Origin of the sequence: Burkholderia sp. S171, assembly GCF_009766085.1 — a bacterium.
Lineage (GTDB): Bacteria > Pseudomonadota > Gammaproteobacteria > Burkholderiales > Burkholderiaceae > Caballeronia.
Genome location: NZ_LMUF01000064.1, coordinates 139,975 through 162,577 on the forward strand (window position 1 = coordinate 139,975; position 22,603 = coordinate 162,577).

At 59.4% G+C, this 22,603-nt stretch carries 19 protein-coding genes and 2 pseudogenes; 7 read left to right on the plus strand and 14 right to left on the minus strand.

All coding sequences use genetic code 11. The annotated features are described in order from the left end of the window. The first annotated feature begins 37 nt into the window (after nt 1-37). Together GSQ93_RS35505 and GSQ93_RS35510 are read left to right on the plus strand one after the other, a co-directional pair. Nucleotides 38-1,492: an MFS transporter gene (locus GSQ93_RS35505; RefSeq protein WP_158940691.1), complete on the plus strand. Its 1,455-nt coding sequence runs from the start codon at nt 38-40 to the stop codon at nt 1,490-1,492. A 65-nt stretch (nt 1,493-1,557) separates the two neighbouring features. Beyond that, nucleotides 1,558-1,998, plus strand: a complete 441-nt coding sequence (locus GSQ93_RS35510; protein WP_158940693.1) for a TIGR02594 family protein — start codon at nt 1,558-1,560, stop codon at nt 1,996-1,998. Nucleotides 1,999-2,019: 21 nt separating this feature from the next. On the opposite strand, the gene GSQ93_RS35515 is transcribed toward GSQ93_RS35510, so the two are convergent. The 4 genes from GSQ93_RS35515 to GSQ93_RS35530 all read right to left on the minus strand — a co-directional run bounded on the left by GSQ93_RS35515 (nt 2,020) and on the right by GSQ93_RS35530 (nt 5,184). Next, complete coding sequence (locus tag GSQ93_RS35515) at nt 2,020-2,412, minus strand: VOC family protein (protein WP_158940694.1); 393 nt, start codon at nt 2,410-2,412, stop codon at nt 2,020-2,022. 267 nt (nt 2,413-2,679) lie between these two features. After that, complete coding sequence (locus GSQ93_RS35520) at nt 2,680-3,054, minus strand: hypothetical protein (RefSeq protein WP_158940696.1); 375 nt, start codon at nt 3,052-3,054, stop codon at nt 2,680-2,682. Between the two features lie 146 nt (nt 3,055-3,200). Then, the gene (locus GSQ93_RS35525; RefSeq protein ID WP_158940698.1) at nt 3,201-4,370 is read right to left on the minus strand and encodes an alpha/beta hydrolase; all 1,170 of its coding nucleotides are present in this window, start codon (nt 4,368-4,370) and stop codon (nt 3,201-3,203) included. 160 nt (nt 4,371-4,530) lie between these two features. After that, nucleotides 4,531-5,184 carry a metalloregulator ArsR/SmtB family transcription factor gene (locus tag GSQ93_RS35530; protein ID WP_174254712.1) on the minus strand — a complete coding sequence of 218 codons (654 nt, stop codon included), beginning with the start codon at nt 5,182-5,184 and terminating at the stop codon, nt 4,531-4,533. 97 nt (nt 5,185-5,281) lie between these two features. Here GSQ93_RS35530 and GSQ93_RS35535 point away from each other — a divergent pair, with 97 nt between their 5' ends. The 3 genes from GSQ93_RS35535 to GSQ93_RS35545 all read left to right on the plus strand — a co-directional run bounded on the left by GSQ93_RS35535 (nt 5,282) and on the right by GSQ93_RS35545 (nt 10,267). After that, nucleotides 5,282-6,733 carry an MFS transporter gene (locus GSQ93_RS35535; RefSeq protein ID WP_158940700.1) on the plus strand — a complete coding sequence of 484 codons (1,452 nt, stop codon included), beginning with the start codon at nt 5,282-5,284 and terminating at the stop codon, nt 6,731-6,733. 416 nt (nt 6,734-7,149) lie between these two features. Continuing rightward, entirely contained in the window at nt 7,150-9,306 is a 2,157-nt protein-coding gene (locus GSQ93_RS35540) for a DUF6600 domain-containing protein (RefSeq protein ID WP_158940702.1), read from the plus strand. Between the two features lie 400 nt (nt 9,307-9,706). Next, the gene (locus GSQ93_RS35545) at nt 9,707-10,267 is read left to right on the plus strand and encodes a DUF4337 domain-containing protein (RefSeq protein ID WP_158940704.1); all 561 of its coding nucleotides are present in this window, start codon (nt 9,707-9,709) and stop codon (nt 10,265-10,267) included. Between the two features lie 38 nt (nt 10,268-10,305). On the opposite strand, the gene GSQ93_RS35550 is transcribed toward GSQ93_RS35545, so the two are convergent. The 3 genes from GSQ93_RS35550 to GSQ93_RS35560 form a co-directional block, all read right to left on the minus strand. Then, entirely contained in the window at nt 10,306-10,938 is a 633-nt protein-coding gene (locus GSQ93_RS35550) for a histidine phosphatase family protein (RefSeq protein WP_216857723.1), read from the minus strand. Nucleotides 10,939-11,098: 160 nt separating this feature from the next. Beyond that, nucleotides 11,099-11,947: a polysaccharide deacetylase family protein gene (locus GSQ93_RS35555; RefSeq protein WP_254074227.1), complete on the minus strand. Its 849-nt coding sequence runs from the start codon at nt 11,945-11,947 to the stop codon at nt 11,099-11,101. After that, on the minus strand, nt 11,944-13,038 hold the full coding sequence (locus GSQ93_RS35560; RefSeq protein ID WP_158940706.1) for a glycosyltransferase family 4 protein: 1,095 nt from the start codon (nt 13,036-13,038) through the stop codon (nt 11,944-11,946). The genes GSQ93_RS35555 and GSQ93_RS35560 overlap by 4 nt, the downstream gene beginning before the upstream one ends. Nucleotides 13,039-13,566: 528 nt before the next feature. Here GSQ93_RS35560 and GSQ93_RS35565 point away from each other — a divergent pair. Both GSQ93_RS35565 and GSQ93_RS35570 read left to right on the plus strand, forming a co-directional pair. Further along, nucleotides 13,567-14,436: an alpha/beta hydrolase gene (locus GSQ93_RS35565; RefSeq protein WP_216857724.1), complete on the plus strand. Its 870-nt coding sequence runs from the start codon at nt 13,567-13,569 to the stop codon at nt 14,434-14,436. 158 nt (nt 14,437-14,594) lie between these two features. Then, entirely contained in the window at nt 14,595-15,194 is a 600-nt protein-coding gene (locus GSQ93_RS35570; protein WP_216857728.1) for a GNAT family N-acetyltransferase, read from the plus strand. Nucleotides 15,195-15,226: 32 nt separating this feature from the next. On the opposite strand, the gene ald is transcribed toward GSQ93_RS35570, so the two are convergent. The 7 genes and pseudogenes from ald to GSQ93_RS35605 all read right to left on the minus strand — a co-directional run bounded on the left by ald (nt 15,227) and on the right by GSQ93_RS35605 (nt 22,585). Then, nucleotides 15,227-16,342, minus strand: coding sequence for an alanine dehydrogenase (gene ald / locus GSQ93_RS35575; protein WP_158940708.1), 1,116 nt, complete (start codon nt 16,340-16,342; stop codon nt 15,227-15,229). A 165-nt stretch (nt 16,343-16,507) separates the two neighbouring features. After that, on the minus strand, nt 16,508-17,845 hold the full coding sequence (locus tag GSQ93_RS35580) for an MFS transporter (RefSeq protein WP_158940710.1): 1,338 nt from the start codon (nt 17,843-17,845) through the stop codon (nt 16,508-16,510). Nucleotides 17,846-18,248: 403 nt separating this feature from the next. After that, nucleotides 18,249-19,049, minus strand: coding sequence for a hypothetical protein (locus GSQ93_RS35585; RefSeq protein ID WP_158940712.1), 801 nt, complete (start codon nt 19,047-19,049; stop codon nt 18,249-18,251). Between the two features lie 227 nt (nt 19,050-19,276). Next, nucleotides 19,277-19,555: pseudogene (locus GSQ93_RS35590) on the minus strand (porin); the annotation flags it as partial. Next, a pseudogene (locus GSQ93_RS35595) lies at nt 19,552-19,932 on the minus strand (IS110 family transposase); the annotation flags it as partial. The pseudogenes GSQ93_RS35595 and GSQ93_RS35590, both read right to left, overlap by 4 nt. A 77-nt stretch (nt 19,933-20,009) precedes the next feature. Then, complete coding sequence (locus GSQ93_RS35600) at nt 20,010-21,413, minus strand: NAD-dependent succinate-semialdehyde dehydrogenase (RefSeq protein WP_158940716.1); 1,404 nt, start codon at nt 21,411-21,413, stop codon at nt 20,010-20,012. Between the two features lie 14 nt (nt 21,414-21,427). Then, a complete protein-coding gene (locus GSQ93_RS35605; RefSeq protein WP_158940718.1) occupies nt 21,428-22,585 on the minus strand; it encodes an alkene reductase in 1,158 nt (385 codons plus the stop codon). Nucleotides 22,586-22,603 lie beyond the last annotated feature (18 nt).

The following is a 22,603-nucleotide window of genomic DNA, read 5'->3' on the forward strand; positions in this document are numbered from 1 at the left end:
GCTCAAGGCGACGTCGCCGCTCAACCTGGAATTCTCGATGAGCAACAGTTCGTTGCCAACATCCTCTGCCGCTCGCTGGCTGCCTTACATAGTCGCGGGAACGTTCTTCATGGAGTATCTGGATACCACGGTTATCGCAACTGCGTTGCCGCAGATGGCCCATTCGTTTGGTGTCGGCCCGAATGCACTAAGCATCGGGATGACCGCCTACATGCTGGCGCTAGCGATCTTTATTCCGGTTAGCGGTTGGGTAGCGGACCGCGTAGGGTCACGGACCGTGTTCTTTAGTGCGATCGTTGTGTTCGTGATTGCGTCGGTGTTATGCGGCTTGTCGAACTCGGTTGCGGAATTCACGGCGGCGCGTTTGCTGCAGGGAGCCGGCGGCGCAATGATGGTGCCGGTAGGGCGACTCATCGTGGTCCGCAGCACGGAGAAAAGCCGCCTCATGCAGGCTATCTCCACCATCACCTGGCCTGCTATTGCCGCTCCGGTGATCGGGCCGCCCGTTGGCGGTTTCATCACCACGTACGCGACATGGCGCTGGATTTTCCTGTTGAATGTACCGTTCGGAATCTGTGCGCTGGTAGCGGTCGCCATGCTTGTCCCGAACCTGCGCGGCGCCGAGCGCAAGCCTTTGGATGTGCTAGGTCTTGTGCTTAGCGGCGCAGCCCTGACCGCCATTCTCTACGGCGCCGAACTGGCCAGCCAGCCCGGCAGCAATCCATGGATTGCCGGGGGTGTAGTCCTGGCCGGCTTGGTGATTGGCCTTGCCGCGGTTCGCTATGCGGCGGGTCATCCGCATCCGCTGATCGATTTTACAACGCTGAAGATTCCCACCTATTCAGTAACGGTCCTGACCGGTTCGCTGACGCGCATCGGCATTGGCGCCGTGCCTTACTTAATGCCGTTGCTGTTTCAGATTGGCTTTGGTCTTTCTGCTTTCAAGTCGGGTCTGTTGCTGCTTGCCAGTGCGCTGGGCAATCTTGGAATGAAAGCGCTGACCACGCGAATTCTGCGGCGTTTCGGCTTCAGGTATGTCTCCATTGTCGCCGTGGCGACAGCGGGCGTATTTACGATCGTATGCGGCCTCCTTACGCCTTTGTCGCCGCTTGGATGGGTGTTGATCGTGGTATTTGTCTATGGCGTGGCGCGCTCCATGCAGTTTTCGTTGCTGGCAACGCTTGCTTATGCCGACGTGGGTGCCCCGCAAATGAGCGCCGCGAGCACGCTATGGAGTGCGGCTGCGCAGATGACGATAGGGCTAGGCATTGCCTTTGGCGCCGTCGCCTTGAGAGCCGCCGCGCTGATTAACGGCGAGACGGCTAGTGTTGGAGGCATGCACTTTACGCTCGACGACTTCCGGCTTGCATTTCTGTTCGCCGGATTGCTGACGCTGCTTTCTGTATGGGGCTACTTCAAGGTCGCCCGTGACGCGGGGCAAAGCGTTGGCGGAGGATCAATGCGGCAGAATGTGTCGCAGAGGGGTGGTTAGAATGCGAACGGGCCGGCTGATGAAGCGCACGTTGCAGTAACCCCTAGCGGAGAATGATCGTCAGTATGACTAGTGACATAGCTGAACCCGCATGGTTGTCCCTTGCATTCGCTGAGCGCGGCGTGCGGCGCTTCGGTCCGGGAGAGAGTAATCCGCGTATTGTCGAATACAACGCGCATACCAATCTGGTGGGCTACGACGACAAAATCTCGTGGTGCTCGTCCTTCCTGAACTGGTGCTTGGCGAATACCGGCCAGCGTGGCACCGGGTCCGCGCTCGCGCGTTCGTGGCTTGAGTGGGGCAGGGCTCTCGATGAACCCGCCTATGGTTGCGTCGTCATCTTGTCGCGCGACGATCCCGCTAGCTGGAAAGGGCACGCCGGCTTTTATCTCCGCCGAGACGCCGACACCATTTATCTGTTCGGCGGTAATCAGCTTGGAGAAGTGCGCGAGCTTGCGTACCCGTTGGAGTCGGTGCTGGGTTACCGGTGGCCTGAGTCTGTTTAAAATTTTCGGATCGATATCCGCTCACGCGGGATCGTGGCAGCACACGCAGATCTTGTTTCCATCCGGGTCACGAAAATACGCACCGTAGTAATGCGGGTGATAGTGCGGCCGCAAGCCCGGCGGCCCATCGCACATGCCGCCGTTCGCCAGTGCGATAGCGTGGCAACGATCGACGGCGTCGCGGTCGTGCGCAAGAAGAGCAATCATCTGTCCGTTGCCGGGGCTGGCAGTGCTTCCATCGAACGGCGTCCCGATCAGGAATAACGGACGCGGTGCGTCGGCCGCGACCCAGCCGGCCCATGGTTTGTCATCGTCGCGAAATTTTAATGGCAGCCTGAGCGCTTCCATGATCGGCGAGTAGAAACGGAACGCGCGCTCAAAGTCGGTGACGCCTACATGGATGTGTGAAAACATCTGGCCGTTCCTTCTAACCGTGGGTGACAAGCGGATGAACGATCATGATCTCGCTGGTGTCGTCCTATAGCAAGCCATGCACGCACATATCGAGCGTGAGTTTGTCTTAGCTTGGTCGTCGCAAGCCGCCGCGCTTGTTCAAGCATTAACCGGTCCTGTTGCTCGCACAAGATGCTTCCACGGGACCAGCATGCTTTGCAAGCGAAACGGGTAGCGATCCAGACTACGGCGGTTGCGATAACCGCGCGCATAGAGTGTCCGTCGGCACTAGAATGCCAGCGCGAATAGTCCGGGGACAAACAGGATAAGTTGTTCAAGCGTGTTCTGTAGATAGCGCAGGTTCATCGTCAAGCGACGCGTTTCATAACCCGACAATGGATCAATTGCCGGCGAGCGCAAGCGTTCATGTGCAACCGCTTCAATGCCCGTGCGGAAGCAGAAGAGGATCGCGATGCAGCAGCATTTGAGCGCGAGCACGAACCGGGCGGGAAGATCGTCCATGCCGCCAAGCGGCGGCAGGAAGTAGTAAACGCCAAGCCACAAAACGATGGTGACGGGAAACGCGATTGCGATTTCCGCGACCAGGGTCGATTGATGCCGGCGCATGGTGCTGGCATCTGTAGGTTCAAGGGCTCTCTTCATGGGTGCCCCCTGTGGTCGGACCGCTGGAGTTAGCATAGGGACTTTTGATAGCGCGTGTACGCGGCGTAACCCGCTCTTGAGCGGTGCCGAGTCCCGCACGGCGCCCGCGATTCAACGCTAAGCCCTCATCCCGTTGGCGATTCCCGTCAGGGCTTGGACGCACAGGGGAATTCGTGGCTGTCGGAAAAGAGCACCGGCAAGCTGCAGCTATTCGCCAGAACGTGTTTCGAATCGTGGTCCGCACCCGGTACCAGTACAAGACGCTGATGCAAATTCGTTGGATGCCGCATGCGCATGTACTTCATATAGGAAACGCTGCGGCTAAGGCGGTCGGAGCCTTGCAGTTCGCCTGCGCAAGACCGGTCCAGTTCGCTGTGATCCGGGTCGTTGTCGGCGGTCCCTGCAAGGTAGACAACATCGCGCGCTGCGTACGTTGCCTCGACGGCTTGCGCGGATTGACCGCTTACATACGGCGGTGCGTTATCCAGTCCATAACGCCACTGCGTGGCGCCGGGGCAGGCAGACGAATCGAGCGCTTTGAAGCCCCCTGCGGCGGAGGGCCGGAGGTTGTCGAAATAGAGAAAACTACTGGGTTCCACCACCACATACCGGGTGTGTATTCCCAACGCGGTCAACGCTTGCTCGCCATGTCCAACGGCTGTGTATCGTTGCACGAGTTGCGCGCCCGCCGAGTGGCCAACGAGTACAACGGTGCGTAAGTCCGGGTATCGCGTTCGGTCTGCAAAGTGGTCGAGTAGGTGATCAAGTACCTCGAATCCACTGACGGAGATGGGCGATACTGCCGGCAACCCGCGCGACCAGTCATGCATCTTCCAGCGCAACACGGAAGCAGGCAGCCTTTGGGCCGCAATGTCTTGAGGGACCAAGAACTGGGGGCCGACGATCAAGGTTGTTCCCGTCACCGCCGCCATCTTCGCTGCGTCAACGGTTGAGGACCAATTCGATTTAGCGTTGCGGCTTTCCCCATGCACGACGATGACAACTCGCTCAATACCCGCAGCGTTGGCGTTTAGCGGAAGGGTTGAATACACGGGAATAGTGCCGTTGCCGGATGCCGCTGCAACGTCGAACTGCTGGGCCGGCGTAGCCCGGACCGGCTTGTCCGGGCCGGTCGCGCGGTCTGGAGCGTAGCCAGCAAGCACTGTTGAGCCGTGATGTTCGGCTGGGCGTTGCGTGTCAGGAATAAGCGCGGAGATTTTCGCGGGCGCGTCGATGGCTTGCGCACTGACGTGGTGGGAGATAGTCAGGCCGTATGCGACGCTGCATAGCAAGGCAAATAGAAGCGCTAGTCTCATGCGGTTTCCTGAGCGTGAAACAAAGCTTGCACATCATGGATTGAGCCGATGCATACTGAGTCTTGAGCATGCAGATCTAGAATGGGCAGTCATGCATGCAGTTGAAGGCGTTGAAAGGGAGTTGCGCTTCAATCCATTTGCCCGTTTTCAAGAGCATCGATCAGTTATCCCTAACATATCGATTCGGAACGATACGATAAACGCATCGGTGTGCACCAGCGAGAAGATGCTGCTCGCGCGTGGCGGTGGCATCGTCTCCTGCCACCTCTTGAAACAAGCGCAATTCGGAGCGGCAAAACCCCTGGCACGTGCGCGCGGCGGCGCAGATCGGGCAATGGTCTTCGATCAGCAACCAGTCGTGCCCGTCGCGTTCGACCCGCGCCATGTAACCCTCTTCGGTGCGTAGCGCAGCCAGTCGCTTCAGCCGCTCAGGCAACGTCCTGCCGGCGCGCGCGGCAGCGTAGAGCACGCGCGATTCCACCTCGCGTTGCGCGATCAGGCGGTCCATGCCGTCCTCACCAAATATCTGCCGGATCGACCCGATCAACTGCACGGTCAGTTGCGCGTGCGTGTCCGGGAACCGCCGATTGCCGGCTTCCGTCAGCGCCCAGTTTTGACGCGGCCTCCCCACGCCCGCTATGGCCTCCTGCTGGCCTTCAATCAAGGCCGCCGCTGCAAGCTTCTGCACTTGCTGGCGGGCGGCCTCAGGGGTCATGTCGAAAGCTTGCGCAAGGGTCGCGGTAGACGCGGGCCCCTTCGTCTTGATGAAAAACAAGATGCGATCCGCAGTCGACAGTACGCTTGAATTATCCAAGTTAGTCCTTGTGTAAATTGCTGCATCAACCTAATATGCAAGCTAATGTTTTGATATTAGGCCTAAGCGGCCTTACTGTCGAGGTCAAGGAAAGCCCATGCCTGTAGCAGATACCACCCGCGCCGCCCGTACCGCCGATCAGCCGGGCACCGCCGCCTGGAGCGACCTGCTGCAAGGCGCGAACGGTGTTCTTGCGTTGGCCTTGACCGGCGGCGTGGCGCTATACGCGGTCAATGTACATGTTGTCTCGACTGTGTTGCCGTCGGTGGTGAGGGATATCGGAGGACTCGACTTCTACGCCTGGAATACGACCTTGTTCGAGGTGGCTTCTATCGTGGGAGCCGCGTTGTCCGTGCGAGTGCTGGCGGCATTAGGTCCACGCGGCGCATATCTCGCGGCGCTAGCCGTATTTGCACTGGGTTCGGTCGTATGCGCCGCGGCTCCCTCCATGCCCTGGATGCTGACTGGGCGCAGCGTGCAAGGTCTGGGCGGCGGTACGTTAGGCGCCTTGAGCTACGCGTTGATCCGGGTCGTGTTCGCGCCGCCGCTGTGGCCGCGTGCCGTCGCGCTGGTATCAGGAATGTGGGGCGTGGCGACGCTTTGCGGACCGGCGTTGGGGGGCTTGTTTGCCGAAGCAGGACATTGGCGATGGGCCTTCTGGACGCTGTTGCCGCTCTGCGTTCTGCAAGCGCTGCTGGTAGCGACGCGCTTGAAACCGCATGCGAAAGCGCCGCCCGCGGATGGTGCGGCTCACGTGCCCGGCCCGCAGATTGCGTTACTCGCTAGCTCCGTCATGGCGGTCGCGGCAGGCAGTTTATCGACCTCGCTGGTCTGGCAAGCGGCCGGTCTCGCGGCAGGATTGATGCTGGGTGCAGCAGCCGTTGCGTGGGAACGGCGCACGACCGTGCGGTTGTTACCCAAGGGCGCGACCGCTCTCGGCACGGCATTGGGCGCTGTCTATGCGAGCGTTGCGTTGTTGCTGGTCGGTACGACCACGGAAATATTTGTGCCTTACTTCCTGCAAACGTTGCACGGTCATACGCCGCTTGCAGCGGGTTATCTGGCAGCCGCAATGGCCGGTGGATGGAGCCTGGGTGCACTGCTGTCTTCCGGTCATGAGGGCCGTGGAGCTGCTCGTCTGGTGCACGCCGGTCCCGCACTGTGCGTGCTAAGCCTGCTCGTCTTGTCCATATTGATGCCGCTTGGCGCCGGGTTGCCGGCGGGCTTGCGCACGCTGCTATGCGGTCTTGCGTTAGCCGGTGTCGGTGCGGGGGTGGGCATCTGCTGGCCGCATTTGCTGACGCGTGTTTTGACATTGGCGCCGCCGGGAGAGGGCGGGACCGCATCAGCGGCGATCACGACGGTGCAGCTCTATGGCATGGCGACAGGCGCGGCCGTCGCGGGACTCGTTGCGAATGCGGCAGGCTTGCTAAGTCCCGGTGGGGTGGCGGGCGCGCAATCGGCCTCTGCATGGTTGTTCGCAAGCTTCGCCGTAGCGCCTGCGTTAGTGGTGTTGTTGACTCGCCGAATTACAAAGGTGGCTTCTTAACCAAGCTAACCGAAGGAAGGCCGAAAGCTAACGGTGCGCCCTAATCAATGAATGCGTGGGCAAACCTTTCAATTTGGCTTAACAACGGCATTTGCCACGACCTCGACGCGCTAAATGCTCAGTGGGCTTTTGCATGTCGGCCTAACGCTGTATAAGCATTAGGCCGGTGATCGACCGATTGCACATGCTGCCCTTACAAATATTAATAAAGCGGCTTTAGCAGTCCAATTTATTTGCGGTCGATAACCTTAGCGTCTTAAGTCCGCCATGCATTCTTTGTAAATGTCAGGTCTTCTTTGCAACGGAATGTATGTAATGTGAAGTGTGTCATCCACCGGTGGCAAACCTGCGTTAGACAGTGCGTGTCTTAGGTCGAAGCTAACCTGACAAACTGAAAACTAACCGGAGATTGCACCATGAAGGTAAGCTTGCGCCGCACCCATGCAGCAGTCCTTTCTGCGATTGCGTTGTTAGCAGTGGTCCCGCCAGCATGGGCTCAATCAGTCCCGTCCCCGACAGCGACCGCAGCATCCGTCATCGATCCCCCGGGCCGTGTCGCTCGTCTTAACTACTTCGACGGCAGCGTGACCATGGAGCCGGCCGGTGCAACCGACTGGGCATATGCCGAACTGAATCGTCCGCTTACGACCGGCGATCAGTTGTGGGTAGACAGCGGTGCACGCGGCGAACTGCACGTCGGCTCTACCGCGCTGCGACTGAGTCAACAGACTGCTTTAAGCATTGTCGATATCGACGACAAGAACCTGCAGTTGAAAGTGACGCAGGGCACGCTCTCTACGCGGGTGAGGGCATTGCCTTCCGGTCAGACTGTCGAAATAGACACGCCGAATGTCGCGATGCAGGCGTCGAGCCCGGGTGAATTTCGGGTAGACGTGGCACCTGACGGTAACTCGACGACTGTGACGCTGCGAAGCGGCACCGCCAATCTTTATGGTGACGGCGGTGTATTTCAAATGACCGCGGGCCAGCAAATCACGTTCACCGGCGTGAACCTTCAGCAACAGGCAAGTGGATCGGCGCCGGCTCTCGACGCCTTCGATCAATGGGTCGTCAGCCGCGATCGCTTGGAAGATGGTTCGGCCTCCGCACGATATGTATCGCGGGAGATTCCGGGTTATGAAGACCTCGATGCGAACGGCACGTGGCGCAGTGACCCGAACTACGGTGAAGTCTGGGTCCCGACCGTTGCTGTAACCGCGCAATGGGCGCCGTATCACCAAGGTCATTGGACGTGGATTGCGCCGTGGGGCTGGACCTGGATAGACGATGCCCCCTGGGGTTTCGCGCCTTTCCATTATGGTCGATGGGCGCATCTGGGCGATGCCTGGGCGTGGGTTCCGGGGCCTGTGGTCGTCGCTCAGCCGGTGTATGCGCCGGCGCTCGTGGCGTTTGTTGGCGGTGGCGGCGGTTCGCATTGGGGTGTCGACCTGGCGATCGGCGGTGCGGTGGGCGTGGGGGTTGCATGGTTTGCATTGGGCCCGCACGAACCGTGGCACCCGGGCTCGGGTTATAGCCCGAGCTATTACAACCGGGTCAACAACGTGAACATCACGAATGTGCACAACACGACCATCGTCAACAACATCACGAACGTTCATAACACCTATATCAACCAGCGTGTGCCGGGTGCTATTACGGCCGTGCCGGCGAACACGTTCGTGCAGGGCCAGCAGGTGGCGCAGGCATCGCGCAGGCTGACGGCACAACAAATTGGCGGCGCGCAGATTGGGGCAGGCATGCCCGGTATCGCACCGGTACGCGGCAGCTTCACGGGCGGGATGCGACCCGCTTCTGCGCGTGCGCCCGAGATGGCCATGCAACGTCAAGTGGTCGCTACCCGCGCACCGGTGGTTCCTGCGGCATACCGGGATACGCTCGCACAACACTTCGCCAGCGGCGGAGCGCGCGTGGCCGGTGCGGGTGAGCCGATCGTGCGGACGACAGTGCCGGCAGCCTTCACGCGTCCGTTGAACCACGGTGCGGCTGTGGCGCCATCGCCGCAAGGCTATCGTTTGGTGAACCGGGCGCAAGCACGTCCGGTCGGAGTGCAAGGCGCGCCGGCCAGGAACGTTCAAGCGAATGCGCCGCGTGAAGAAGCGCGACCGCCGCAGGGTGCGCGCCCCGCGGAACCCGCGCAGCAGCGTGCGCCTTTAGCCAATGCAAATGGTGCACCGCGGCCGCCCGCAGAAAACCACGAGCCTGCACCCCATGCCGAGCGTCCGGTTCAGAACGAGCCGCAAGCACCCCATGCCGAGCGGCCGGCTCAAAACGAGCCGCAAGCGCCCCGGCAAGAGCAAGCCATGCGCGCGCCGAACGCGCAGCAACAGCGTCCCGCGCCGGAAGCCGCGCCTCGTCCGGAGGAGCATGAAGTCCAGCACCCGCGTCCGGTCGAGCCGCCGGTCTCGCATGTGGAAAGGCCGCAGCCTGCCCGTCCGCCGGTTCAGCAAGAGGCCCATCGGGAGGAACCGCAGCATCCGCGTCCGGAACCCCGTCCTGAAGCGCATCCGCCAGCACCTAAGGGTGGTGAGCATCACGAGGAGCAACCGAAGTAAGCGTTTGATTTGCTGAGAGCCTGGCAGCCGGTTTTGTTCGCTTTAGCGAGCGTGATCGGCTGCCGGCGACAGCGCTTGTGTTGAGGCGAGGCGGGCATCCATGGGGGCTCGCGTTGTGCTCGCGGGCATGCCTTTGGTTCGAATAGGCCGCCGCGTGCTAACCGCTAAGGGCGCTTAGTGACAGGCCCGGAGTCGTCAACGCTTGCAGGTAAAGATAACGCCAGACCTGAACGTTTAAGCCTGTTTCTCGATCTCCATCGCTAAGGTATTTTTGTCGCCTACCAAGCGCTGCGATAATCCCGGACCTTCCTTGGCAGGACACTCGTTCTTGCCGTGCGGGACCGGCACCCAACTCCCATTGCCACACGAATAATCAGTCTTAACAGCGGAAACCTGATCCATGTCGAATGAAAGTGCCCCTCACGAGCATGCGGTTGAACATGCGGCGCATTCGGGCGATCCGTTATCCCGCTGGGTTGCTGTATTCACCGCCATTCTCGCGGCGCTCTCGGGGCTTTTGCACTACGAGGAAGGGGTCTTGCAAACGCAGTCCCTGCTGTTCAAGAACGACGCGGTGCTGCTGCAAAGCAAAACCAGCGATGAATGGAATCTGTATCAGGCGCAATCCAGCAAGGGGCATCTGATGGAGCTTGCCGCTGAATTGTCCGGTCCTGACAAGCAGGCGTATTACCGCGACCAGATCGCCAAATACGAGCTTCGAAAGAAAGAGATCCAGGCCAAGGCGCACGACATGGAAAAGCAGGTGGAAGAAGCCAACCTGCAATCCGAGCGCAAGGGCCATCCGCAACACATGTTCGGTCAGGCGCTTGCGTTAATCAACGTCGCTATTTCGCTAGCGGCAATTACATCGCTCACAGGCAGTCGCAAGCTGTTCGTGGTCGCGGGCCTGGCGGGGGTGGCAGGGATCGTCGTGTCCGTTCTCGGGTTCCTGAATATCTGAGCCATTACGTTGGGTTCCTTGCTTTGCCCGGGCATTAGCTAGCCGCCTGGACACGTCACGGAGCGATGATTCAGGCCCTCATGGTCAACGCTAAAGACCGCATTGACCTTGTCCGCGCTTTGCGTAATCCGCAGCACGTAGATGCTGTCGTAATCCGCACTTGCCCAATGAGGCACGCTCGCTGCGTCGCCGCCGGCGTCGCTGACAATCTTACGGGCAAGTGTCTCGATGATCTTATGTTCCCAAGCGACTACCACCAGTTTGTCTTTGTACTGGGGTGCCAGCAGGGTCGCACGCAGGTCGTCGGTCCTGGAAAATCCAATCGACGCATCTACCGGCAGACCAAAATAAATTGCAGTCGGTTCGATGGTCGCTAGCGGGCGGACATAGTCGTACTTGATGCCGCTATCGTTCTTTTCCTTAGCCGGATCCGGCGCAAAAATGAAGTCTGGTTTACCGTATTTGCTTTCGATGACCCGTGGCAACGCGAGCGCACGATTCAGGCCCTGGCAACTTAGCTGACCGAGGCCGGCGACGGGTTTCTCCCCGTGCCGAACCATGACGATTGTTTCAACCTGGTCGCTGGCGGCGCGGGCCGGTATCGACCCAAGCACCATGATGGCGAGCACCAGCGATAGGACGCCTGACGGCGGGCGGCTGCGATTTTTCATGAGGAGTCGGCCACGTTGCGTGTGAGCCGCAATTCTAGCAATTCCCGGCCCGGCAGCGCTTAACCGATGCAGGGGAACGTGCTTTCATGGTGAAGCAGGCAACGAAATTGCGCGGTCATTCACTTGAAGCCAGCCGTCGCACGAAGCGACGGATCGTCCGTCACCGCTTCACTGCAAGATAAGCGCGGCTCAGGGTCGGCCGGCTATGTACCCACAGCCTGGATGCAAGCCACGACGGCGGCCGGTCCCGCACCTCCAGCCGATAAATCGATCGTTCGTCGGCTTCTTTAGACCCGCGAATATTGGGGCCCATCTCGCACGTGTAGAAATGTTTGAAACCGGTCTCGCGGGCGACTTGCCGGTAGTCGTCGTCGTAGAAGCCTTGAGGCCAGCATAGATGGTCAGAGGCTTCGCCCATGCGCGTCTGAAGTTCTGCACGCGCAGCGACGAGGTCGCGCCGCAACGCAGCACATTTTTCTTCGCGGTTGCGCGCAACCTTATCCCAACGCACGTGGCTGTGTGTGTGGCTATGAAATTCGAACGTCCCTGCACGACGCATTGCATCGATCTCGGACCATCGCAGGATCGCGCGATCAGTGTCGCCCTTCTCGATAGCCAGGTCGCCTTCGTGATGATTAAGCAACTCGGGCAATTCGCCACCCGAGTGCGCGTGAACGCGTGGCGCGCCGTCGCCTGGCCAACTGGTGACCAGAAAGCACAGGGCGGTAAAACCATACTGCTGCAGCACAGGATGGGCATGCACCCAGTTGTCGAGATAACCGTCGTCGAAGGTCAGTACGACTGACTTCGCCGGCAACGATGCCCCTGCCAGGTACGCGCTCAACTGCGCGGCTCTCACGGTCTGGTAACCCGCTTGCGCGAGGTAGGCCATCTGAGCCGCAAAACGATCGGGCGAGACTGTAATCATTCCCGGTGACGTGCTGATGTGGTGATACATCAGTACGGGCACCGCATGCGCTTGCGCTTGCGCTTTGCCTTTCCCTCTCACGCGTTAAGCCGCCGTTCGTTGATGCCGCGTTCGTAGAAGTCGATGGTTTCGTCAGCCATGCCGTCGACGGTAAAGCTGGCATCGGTCAGGAGGCGCCCTGCAACGCCGAGTTGCACGCGAAGCCTCGGGTTATCGATCAGGCGGGCAATGGCCGCTCGCAGCGCTTCAATGTCGTGTGGCGGCACAAGCAGGCCGTTCACGCCGTGCGTGATCAATTCCGGCACACCATCGACGTCCGTACCGATGACCGGCAATCCTGCTGCCATGGCTTCTATATAGGACTGCCCCAATGCTTCCTGATGGGTTGGCAGCACAAAGAAATCGCAGCCTCGCAGCACATTCGGAATGTCCGTGCGAAAGCCGAGTAGATGGACGCGGTCGCTAATCCCCAGACCGTCGACGATATTCTTGATCTTGTCGAACCACGGTCCGTCACCGGCCATCACGATGTGCAGGTTCGGACGTTCCGCAAGCATGGGCCGCACCGCATCGATCAAATCCTCATGGCCCTTCTTATCGCGCACGATCGCGACCATGGCCGCAATGATGGCCTCTGGGCCTAAACCGAGTTCACCGCGTAACGTGGAATGAGAAAGGGCCGGTGGCTTGACGATGCCGTCGTAGATAGTTTCAACGCGACTCTTCGATACACCCGCGGAAATCAGGTATTCGCGCACATGGCGGCTCACTGCAATGACGCGATGCGGAATCCACGTGTAGGTGGCAAGCGAACTGATGGGCAAGGCGAGGTGGCGCGTACGGACCACGAGCGGCGTGCCGGCGAGCCTCCCCGCCGTGCCCGCAACAATACTGTCGTGGCCGCTATGCGTGTTGAGAACGTCGAAGTTGCTGCGCGTCAGCAATGCCTTGATCGTCAGCATGGACGAAACATCGGCACCGCCTTTCATCCTCGCGTGGTGAACGGTGAAACCTTCCTCTTTCGCGCGCACTCCGAGCCGGGCATCGACAGGGCAGACGACTTCTACAGCGTGGCCCCGGGAGCGCAACACGATCATTTCCTTGAGCGTCCTGTGTTCCTGGCCGCCCCAGCCCCCTGACGACTCGCTATGAAGTACTCGCAATGCTTTCATCTGTTCGCTGCTCCCGGCAGTACGTAAACGTTCTGTAGCGGCCGTAATATATCGTAATAATCCGAGAAAAAAGTGGCGGGATTCAAAAAAACTTGATGTGGCTGAATTGGTTACAAAGCCTTACCCAGCTTAGCCGTCGACGATCTGATTACAAGCTGCAAGGCAAACGTTTGCGAGTTGCTGCGCAGTTTTTTTGAGGTCATCCATGATTGAACGAATACTTCAAATACAAGCGATGGCCGCGAGTAAATTCGTTCGGACTAAGAACGGAACAGCGTTACCGGGAAGGTTAAATGAGGAATCGGCTGTAAGCCACGGTACTTACTGTTTGAGTGCGGGTCGTTGCGGTAGACCAGGAGGTTGGCAGATAAGACGATGCTGAACAGGCCGCAAGCCTGACGCGGGTGGGCATACGTGATTAATATGGCAGCCGCTTATAGAATATATTTTACATTCCAATCAACGCTTTGTACTCTGTGCGCTTTTCCGGGAAGTCACTTGGGCTGCTTAGCCTCATAGGAGCGTTGAATGTTTCAACCTGGGCCGCGTCGCCTTCTATTACGCATGTCGCTTGCAGCCATTTGCTGTGTTTCCGGTTCCCACGCTTTTGCACGCGAATTAACGCTGCATCACGCCTCGACGCAGAGTGCTCAGGTCATGGAAATATCGTCGGCGGGTGAGGGCATAGTGGAAGAGCTGCCTTTGCAAGGCGGAGGTTTCCAGCGCGTTTTGTACACCAAGGCCAAGCGCGAAACAAAAGGCATTATCGTGATGTTCCCCGGCGGCACCGGCGAGATCGACATTGAGAAGAGCGGAGAGGTCAAGAATGCGAAGAATTTCGTCGTGCGTTCTGACGAACTCTGGCGTGACAGGGGTTATGGCATCGTGCTGGTCGACGCGCTGGATCACCAGTCCATGCGAGGGCAGCGCAGTAGCGCCGAGTATGCAGAGGTAACGAAAAAGATCATTGAGTTTGCAGGTATGCAGGCGAGTGTTCCTGTATGGGTGCTTGGTACAAGCCAAGGTTCCATTGCCGCGATGAACGCTGCATCGCATGCCGGAAGCATGCAGCTTGCCGGCCTGATCTTGACCGAGTCCGTGTCCATTCTCGGCGGCTCTCATGAAACCGTGTTCGATGCGCGTCCTGCCGATGTCCGCGTGCCTTCGCTTGTTGTCGCAAACGTAAATGACCAATGCAAGGTCGCACCGCCGTCCATGGCACAGTCAATTGCGCAATCAATTCGCCACGCTCCAGTAACGGTCCTGACCGTTAGCGGCGGCACGCAACGTACCCACGACGATTGCGGCTCGCTGACTCCGCATGGCTACTATGGAATAGAAGAAACGGTAGTGAACGGTATTGTGGACTGGATGCAGAAAACGCAAAACCGGCCTTGATTTCAAGGGGTTTTCGCAACGAGCAGGGCAAACATACGATGGATCGCTCGGGAGTCGGCCCGACCTTGATCGGCGTCTCGCGATTACTCCAAGCCGGAATATATCGTCGGCGTTTGGCTTATGATTGAGGCCCTCAAAAAGCAAAGTTGCCGGCCATGATCCCTGACGCTTCCCTTGATATCCCACCTACGCTGACCGGCCCCACAATCGAACTTCGTCCTATGCAGTCATCGCATCAGGAGGCGCTGGTGAACGCCGCGTCAGATGGTGAATTGTGGACCATGAAGGTGACGGTCGTTCCGGGTCCCGAGACGGCGGGGCAATACATTGCTACTGCGCTAGCAGGTCGGCAGGCCGGAACTGTGATGCCGTTTGTTATCGTCAAGCGAGAGACCGGGCAGGTGCTGGGCAGCACCCGGTTCTGGAAGATCGATCGCGTGAATAGAAAGCTCGAAATTGGCCATTCCTGGCTAAGTGCCTCGGTGCAGCGCTCGGGCGTCAATACTGAAGCGAAGTACCTTCTCCTGGCCTACGCGTTCGAAGTCATGAATGCTGTGCGCGTCCAATTCACTACAGACGAGCTAAACGCCAAATCCCGAGCGGCGATCCTGCGCATTGGCGCGAAGGAGGAGGGCATTGTCCGGCACGAGCGCATCATGCCGGACGGCCGCAAGCGCAACTCGGTCCGGTTCAGCATCATTGATTCCGAGTGGCAGGAGGTAAAGGCCTTACTGCAGCAGAAGATGCGCTTGAAATAACCCGGGCCGGCTTTTTATGACTACGGTCCAACTCATGTAAGCAGGCTTTCAGCCGGTACGTAGGTAAGCCCAAGGTCGCGTGCAACGGCTTTGTAAGTGACGTGTCCCTCGCACACGTTCAAGCCGGCGCGCAGATGCGGATCATCAGACAGCGCGCGCCTCCAGCCTTTGTCCGCGATTGCCAGCGCGTGCCCGATTGTCGCGTTCGTGAGCGCGAACGTCGAGGTTCGCGCCACCGCACCGGGCATGTTGGCCACGCAGTAATGCACGATATTGTCCACGATGAAAGTCGGGTCTGTATGCGTGGTGGGGCGGGACGTCTCGAAGCAACCGCCCTGATCGATGGCGACATCGACAACAACAGCGCCCGGCTTCATATGCGAAATCATGTTGCGAGTCACGAGCTTCGGCGCAGCAGCGCCCGGGATAAGCACGCCGCCGATCAGGAGATCGGCGGCGTGCGCTGAATCCTCGATCGTCTGCACATTCGAACATAGCGTGGTGACGCGGTTGCCGTAGATAACGTCCAGTGCGCGCAAACGCTCGAGGTTCTTATCGATTATTGTCACACGCGCGCCCATGCCCACTGCAATCTGCAACGCGTTGGTCCCGACCACGCCTGCACCAATGATCACCACATGTGCCGGCGCTACGCCGGGAACACCGCCAAGCAGCAACGCCATGCCTCCCTTCGATTTCTCCAAGTGCGCCGCGCCTGCCTGGATCGACATGCGGCCCGCGACTTCGCTCATGGGCGCGAGCAACGGCAAGCCGCCGCCGGGTCCGGTGATTGTTTCGTAAGCAATGCAGACGGCTTTGGAGTCGATCAGGGCGCGTGTCTGCTCCGGGTCAGGCGCGAGATGGAGGTACGTATAGAGAATTTGCCCCGCGCGCAGCATCGCGCATTCGGCGGGTTGCGGCTCCTTCACCTTGATGATCATCTCTGCACGCGCGAAAACCTCCTGCGCCGTGTCGACCACAGTGGCGCCCGCAGCCTTGTAGGCTTCATCCGATAAACCGATCTCCGCGCCTGCCGCTGTCTGGACGACAACGTCGTGCCTGTGAGACACCAGCTCGCGAACGCCCGCAGGCGTCAGCCCGACCCGATATTCATGGTTCTTGATTTCTTTAGGCAGACCGATACGCATGATGCACTCTCCTCCAGGGAAGACCGGTGCCGGCGTCCGCGGCCATGGACGCCCAGGCGAACCCTTGTACGCGGATACAAGAAGATCCGCAGCCGCCAAAGGTGATTTACTGCAAGCCAGGGCAGTCGCCGCCGCGCATTGACAGTGCCCTGTGCAAGATTGCTTTTACGTCTTACCGGGAATACCTCGTCCCCGCAACGAACAGCCGGTGGTCTCGGTCACGAAGATCAACGCGAGCGCACCGATCACGCATGAGCCCATCATGTAGTACGCCGGAATAAGGTGGTTACCTGTACGTCCAATGAGCCATTCGTTCACCATGGGTGCGGTGCCGCCGAAGAGTGAGGTCGACACGTTATAGGCGATCGCCATGCCTGCATAGCGGACCTGAGTGGGGAACATTGCCGGAAACATCGCCGAGATGCTGGCTAACTGAGGGACATACAGCAAGCCTAATACCGCGAAACCGATCAGCGCGCCAACCGTGCCGTGCGTCATGAGCAGGAACATGGGTACGGCGGCGACGAAGAGCCCGATCAAGGAAAACCACCACACGGTCTTGCGGCCGACCCGGTCGGAGAACGTGCCCGCGAAGGGCAGGAATACCATCATCGCCAGCATGCCGATCAGCGGCACCAGCAACGACATGTTGTCACTCATCCCCAACTGCTTTTGCATGAAGGTCGGCATATAGGCTAGCAGCACGTAATTAACCACGTTGAGTGCCACGACCAGGCCGCCTAGCAATAGAAGGGGCTTCCAGAACTCGGTCAGCAGTTCTTTCAGCGATACCCGCGCATGCAGCCGTTTTTCGGCAGATTGTTCCAACTCGAGAAAGACGGGTGTGTCCTCCATTCTGGCACGCAGATAGAATCCGATCAGGCCGAGCGGCGCGGCTATCAGGAACGGCAGGCGCCATCCCCAGGCATGCATGGCTTCGTTACCTAGCAAGACTGAACAACCGAGCATTAATAGCGCGCCAAGCGAGAAGCCGGCCAACGTAGCGAATTCGAGGAAGCTGCCGCAAAAGCCGCGCTTCTTGTCCGGCGCATATTCGGCCATGAAAGTGGCCGCTCCGCCGTACTCACCGCCCGTCGAGAAACCCTGTACCAGGCGCAATACGATTAACAACGCGGGCGCCCATAAGCCGATGCTGGCGTAGGTGGGCAGTAGCCCAACAAGAAGCGTGGCGATCGACATCATGATGATCGTCAGGGCAAGCACGTATTTTCGTCCGAGGCGGTCGCCCAGCGGTCCCCAGAAGAGGCCACCGAGTGGGCGCACGAGAAACGATATGGCGAAGGTCGCCAGCGCGAACAAGGTGGCTTCGGCGGTGCTGCCGGGAAACAGGGCGGCCGAGATATAGGTCAGGCCGTAGGCGTAGATGCCGTAGTCGAACCATTCGGTGGCATTGCCTAGTGCAGATGCAGCAATTGCCCGCCGCAGAAGATTGGATGGGATGTGTCGAGCTGTATGTTTTGCCGTTGGCTGCGCGTGGCTCATTGTCTTCCTCCGGAATCATGGGCAGCGGCAACACGGGCGCCACTGCTGATTCAAGATACCGCCAGTGTGATCGCAAACCGATGTCCTAGGACGATGAATGTGCCGGGGTTTTCCATGAGACGGGCGCGGGTGCTTGCAGATTAAGCCCGCATTCGAGGTGAGGCTTGCGAGGCTGCGTTTTTTTTGTGGATTTTGGGGCCACGAATTGTCCGGCTTACCGGCTAAACGCTTGTCAAGATAACGTATTGCGCTAGGACATTCATGGTTCATCAACGCTGACTTCCCGCTTGGTTAAGTCAATGAATAATTCGATTTGGGAGTCGGTTCCTTGTGGCGTGGAATTTAAACCTAAGCGTGCCTGACCGCTTGCGTTTACGAGAAAACACTTCTTCTCAATTACCGCTTACTCTCGCGGCGCCGGTACGGTCAGTACCTCGCGCGTGCGTACATGTTGTGCGTGTGCGAGGCGTTTGGTGGTCCATTGCACAGCCATCGCGAAGATGGCGGCTTCGACGAATGCCAGGGAAGCAGACTGTCTGGGAAGCGTGAAGATAAGGCAGAGGCAGAACGCGGCGAATGAGAACCGGCCGAGCACCATGCCTCGCAAAAGCGACACGACGAAATCGGGACCGTGCGCCCGATGAGACGAAACAGAAAGCACGATCCCCAATAATGGGAACACCGCAAGAAGTCCGCTCCATTTGGCCCCAAGCGCAGACGACAGCGTGGTCACCGCGACCGTTAGCGCAGCGCCGGCAATCATGCGTCCAATGAGATCCTTGCGGCTAAGCGGTGCAACCTTGGCAATGGCATTGCTGCGAGGGAGAAACGTTTGTCCGAACGCGACGGCGATCAACGCGGCCGCGATTGCCCACGCTGGGGATGTCGGCATTGAGGCCAGGATAGTCGCGGCTACGAGCCAGCTTCCCAGTCCCGCCGTTAGAGCAATGGGCCAGGATCGGGACCGGCAGGTCCATGCATAAGCGAAGTTGAATGCCTCGGAGGCGAGGATGGCGGACAACGACAGGGTGGCCGCATGCGCTCCGAAAACCGGTCCGTGATCCAGGACCAGAAGGAACAGGATAGGTCCGGCAACGAAGGGCAATCCTGCAAGCCAGCCTGCGATAGTAGGCCCCCACCATTTACCCGACATGGAAACGACGAGAAGAAAGAACGGGACCAGCGTCAGCTTTAGCGCGAGCATGGTAAGCCAGGGGACTTAAAACCGGATCGTACACGAATTATGAATTCGTATTGGGCTTAGCCGGAATGGAGGTGATCTTTGTTGAAGTCTCTTGCAGACACTAACAAATCGCGGACCTCACGCGCTAGGCCCGGCACCGCTATAAGCACTTGTCGGCGTCAAGCGATGCATGCAACCGGCCGGTATCGAGTATCTCAACACGGTTGCACGCATCGCTTGGCGGATGGCTAGAAGAGATGTTGAATTCCGGCGTATGCGCCGGACTGACTATGACCGGGAAGCGGGTTGTCGGTGCTGGTTGTATCGCCGAACGAACTCGCGTTCAAGCCGAAGTTCGCATTGGCGCTGTTGCGGGCGGTCGCAATCTGGAAATCGAACAAGGTACGCTTCCTCAGGTTGTACGTGCCGCCGACCGTATAGATGGTCGCGTTGCCACCGCCGTTGTTCGCATTGACGCGATACACCGCGGCAATAAGCGCGGCTGCTTGCGTAGCTTGCCACGCGATTCGCGCACGCAATGCAAGACCGAAAGGGTTTGCTGCGATTCCGTCTTCGGCGTCACGAATCTCCATCGTCACCCGCGACGCCGTTTCGCAGATAGCTCTGCATCGACAAAATAGTTCTTATTTGACTTGACGAATAGCCTGACAAATTGAGCCGAGATCAGTTTGACCCTATGTCCCAATGCAGCCAGCTTTCGCGCCAAATGATGCGAACCGGCGCAAGCCTCTATGGCGACTGTACAGACATGAAACGTCGCGAAGAATTCGATCAGCTGCTTGCGGCTTACCTTTTTGCGAACAAGGTCTTGCCTTATACGTCCGCCATGCAGGTGAAAAGCATGCTTGCCCAGATCGATACCGACAAACGTTGCGTCTTCCATGATGGCCTCCAGTTCAGTATGAACACCGTCACCGTAACCCAGCTGCTATGGCGGGGCGGACCATTGGTTGTGGCAGATCAATCGACCGTCCTGGCCCAGACCGCCTGAGCGTTAGTGAACTCGCGCAGGCCGAAATGCGAGAGCTCACGTCCGTAACCACTCTTCTTCACTCCGCCGACAGGAATACGCGGGTTGGAAGCGGAGAAGCCGTTGATGAAGACGCCACCCGTTTCGAGGCGACGCGCGATCCGCTGGGCGCGAGCAACATCGCTTGTCCAGAGGCTTCCACCGAGGCCGTAGTCGCTTGTATTGGCGAGTTCGATCGCGTGCTCGGCGTTATCGGCAATTGTGATTGCGGCAACCGGGCCGAAGGTTTCCTCGTCGAACGCGGCCATGCCGGGGACGACATTGGTGAGCACGGTCGGCTCGTAGTAGTTTCCAACGCCTTCGACCTTCTTGCCGCCGAGAAGCAGCGTCGCGCCTGCATTTATCGTGCGTTCCACCTGACGGTGCAGTTCGTCGCGCAAGTCGGCACGCGCCATTGGCCCAATGGTGCTAGCCGGATCGAGCGGATCGCCGGCCTTTATCTGACCAGCGGCGGCGACGAACTTCCGCGTGAACTCATCCGCAATGGGCCGATCGAGGATAAAACGTTTCGCTGCCAGACAGACCTGACCGGCGTTCTGGAATCGCGCTTCAATTGCAGCCTTGACGGCGAGGTCGATGTTCGCGTCGGCCAGCACGATGAAAGCGTCAGCGCCACCGAGTTCCAGCAGAGTTTTCTTGAGTGCCTTGCCAGCCGTCGCCGCCACGGCCGACCCCGCACGCATACTGCCCGTCAGCGTGACCGCGGCAACACGGGAATCTTCGATCACGTGAGCAACTGTCTCGTTGTCCGCGTTCAAGTTCGCGAATAGCCCGGTGGGAAAACCTGCGGCTTCATAGACGTCTTGCAACGCATACGCCGATCCCATGACATTGGCCGCGTGTTTGAGGATGAATCCATTGCCAGACAGCATGATTGGCCCCGACGCGCGAATGACCTGCCACAGCGGAAAATTCCACGGCATGACCGCAAGGATGGAGCCGATAGGAAGGTAAGAGACGTGGACTTCATCGTCGCCCTCGACCGGCGCGGGTTCATCGGCGAGCAACGCTGGGCCATGCTCAGCGATCCAGTCGACCGCTGCGGCGCACTTTTCGACCTCCGCCCGCGCCGCGGCAAGCGTCTTGCCCATCTCTGCAGTAATAAGTAATGCCAACGATCCGGATCGATTCCGCAATGTGGCCGATAAACGGCGATAGGTCGCAACGCGCACTGCCATTGGCGTTGCGCGCCACAGCCGGTAGGCGGCGGCGTTGTCCTCGAGCATGCGTTCGACTTCATCTGCAGTCTGGAACGTATAGTGAGCGATTAACGCGCCGGTCGCGGGATTACGCGAAGTCGCGCCGAGGGTGGAGGCGGTATTCAGGTTTGACATGTTTGCCTCGGTGATCACGACAGCACTTCGTTCGACAGGTTAAAAGCCGATTCTGCATACACGGGATAATCCGTGAGTCCTGCTTCCGCGCCGCCATACACGTTTGCGGGATTCACTGCGTTCAGCGGCCAGCCATTGGCAATGCGCTCTGGCAGGTCCGGATTCGCAATGTAAGGGCGGCCGAATGCGATCAGGTCAGCGAGGTTCGCTTCGATGAGCCGCGCGCCGCGTTCCGCCGTATAACGGCCCGCATAGATGATGCGGCCGCTAAACGTGCGCCGGACCTCGCGGCGAAAGTCCTCCGGCAAGTCGGGAGCGTTCTCCCAGTCTGCTTCGGCGATCGAGACATAGGCTGCACCGGCTGCTTCGAGTACCCTGATCGCTTCGATATAGGTTTGATGTGGATCGTCTTCGACCAGGCCGATATAAACGCGGTCCTGATCGGTGCTCGTAAATAGCGGTGTGAAACGCACGCCGAGCCGTTCCGGACCCACCACCTTGCCGACCGCGTCGACGATTTCGCGCAGGAAGCGCAGGCGGTTCTGCAGCGAGCCGCCGTATTCATCACGACGATTGTTCGCTTGCGCCGAGATGAACTGGTTCACCAGGTATCCATTGGCCGCGTGAATCTCGACGCCATCGAAGCCCGCACTCAGCGCATTCTCTGCTGCCTGCGCATAGAGCGCCACCAGTTCCCCGATCTCGGCAACGGTCAGTTCACGCGGCACAGAAGGGTCGACCAGCGTGCCGATGCCCGGCCCAGTCTGGATAAAAGCCTTGACCTTTTGCGCCTGAATCGCCGATGGCGCGACCGGCGCTGCACCGCCCGGCTGCAAGGCTGTATGCGATACACGGCCGACATGCCACAACTGCGCGAAAATCACGCCGCCTTCGGCGTGCACTGCGTCGGTCACGTGGCGCCAGCCGTCGATCTGCTGGTCGCTGTAGATGCCGGGCGTCCACGCGTAACCCTGCCCGCGCGGCTCGATTTGCGTGCCCTCGCTGATCATGAATCCCGCACCGGCGCGTTGGCGATAGTAGAGCGCGGCGAGTTCGGTGGCGACGTCTCCGGGCTGGGCGCTTCTCTGGCGCGTCAGTGGCGGTAGCACGATGCGGTTTCGCAGCGTGTGCCGTCCGAGCTGGACCGGCGTAAAGAGAGAAGGATGGTGCATGTTCGGTTCACTCCCTGG

What these genes read in the sequence shown, in the direction of transcription:
- GSQ93_RS35515 (WP_158940694.1), bottom strand. Translation starts at nt 2,412, where the DNA reads ATGTTTTCACACATCCATGTAGGCGTCACCGACTTTGAGCGCGCGTTC.
- GSQ93_RS35540 (WP_158940702.1), top strand. Translation starts at nt 7,150, where the DNA reads ATGAAGGTAAGCTTGCGCCGCACCCATGCAGCAGTCCTTTCTGCGATT.
- GSQ93_RS35605 (WP_158940718.1), bottom strand. Translation starts at nt 22,585, where the DNA reads ATGCACCATCCTTCTCTCTTTACGCCGGTCCAGCTCGGACGGCACACG.
- GSQ93_RS35580 (WP_158940710.1), bottom strand. Translation starts at nt 17,845, where the DNA reads ATGAGCCACGCGCAGCCAACGGCAAAACATACAGCTCGACACATCCCA.
- GSQ93_RS35505 (WP_158940691.1), top strand. Translation starts at nt 38, where the DNA reads ATGAGCAACAGTTCGTTGCCAACATCCTCTGCCGCTCGCTGGCTGCCT.
- GSQ93_RS35560 (WP_158940706.1), bottom strand. Translation starts at nt 13,038, where the DNA reads ATGAAAGCATTGCGAGTACTTCATAGCGAGTCGTCAGGGGGCTGGGGC.
- ald (WP_158940708.1), bottom strand. Translation starts at nt 16,342, where the DNA reads ATGCGTATCGGTCTGCCTAAAGAAATCAAGAACCATGAATATCGGGTC.
- GSQ93_RS35550 (WP_216857723.1), bottom strand. Translation starts at nt 10,938, where the DNA reads ATGAAAAATCGCAGCCGCCCGCCGTCAGGCGTCCTATCGCTGGTGCTC.
- GSQ93_RS35600 (WP_158940716.1), bottom strand. Translation starts at nt 21,413, where the DNA reads ATGTCAAACCTGAATACCGCCTCCACCCTCGGCGCGACTTCGCGTAAT.
- GSQ93_RS35535 (WP_158940700.1), top strand. Translation starts at nt 5,282, where the DNA reads ATGCCTGTAGCAGATACCACCCGCGCCGCCCGTACCGCCGATCAGCCG.
- GSQ93_RS35510 (WP_158940693.1), top strand. Translation starts at nt 1,558, where the DNA reads ATGACTAGTGACATAGCTGAACCCGCATGGTTGTCCCTTGCATTCGCT.
- GSQ93_RS35565 (WP_216857724.1), top strand. Translation starts at nt 13,567, where the DNA reads ATGTTTCAACCTGGGCCGCGTCGCCTTCTATTACGCATGTCGCTTGCA.
- GSQ93_RS35585 (WP_158940712.1), bottom strand. Translation starts at nt 19,049, where the DNA reads ATGCTCGCGCTAAAGCTGACGCTGGTCCCGTTCTTTCTTCTCGTCGTT.
- GSQ93_RS35545 (WP_158940704.1), top strand. Translation starts at nt 9,707, where the DNA reads ATGTCGAATGAAAGTGCCCCTCACGAGCATGCGGTTGAACATGCGGCG.
- GSQ93_RS35520 (WP_158940696.1), bottom strand. Translation starts at nt 3,054, where the DNA reads ATGAAGAGAGCCCTTGAACCTACAGATGCCAGCACCATGCGCCGGCAT.
- GSQ93_RS35525 (WP_158940698.1), bottom strand. Translation starts at nt 4,370, where the DNA reads ATGAGACTAGCGCTTCTATTTGCCTTGCTATGCAGCGTCGCATACGGC.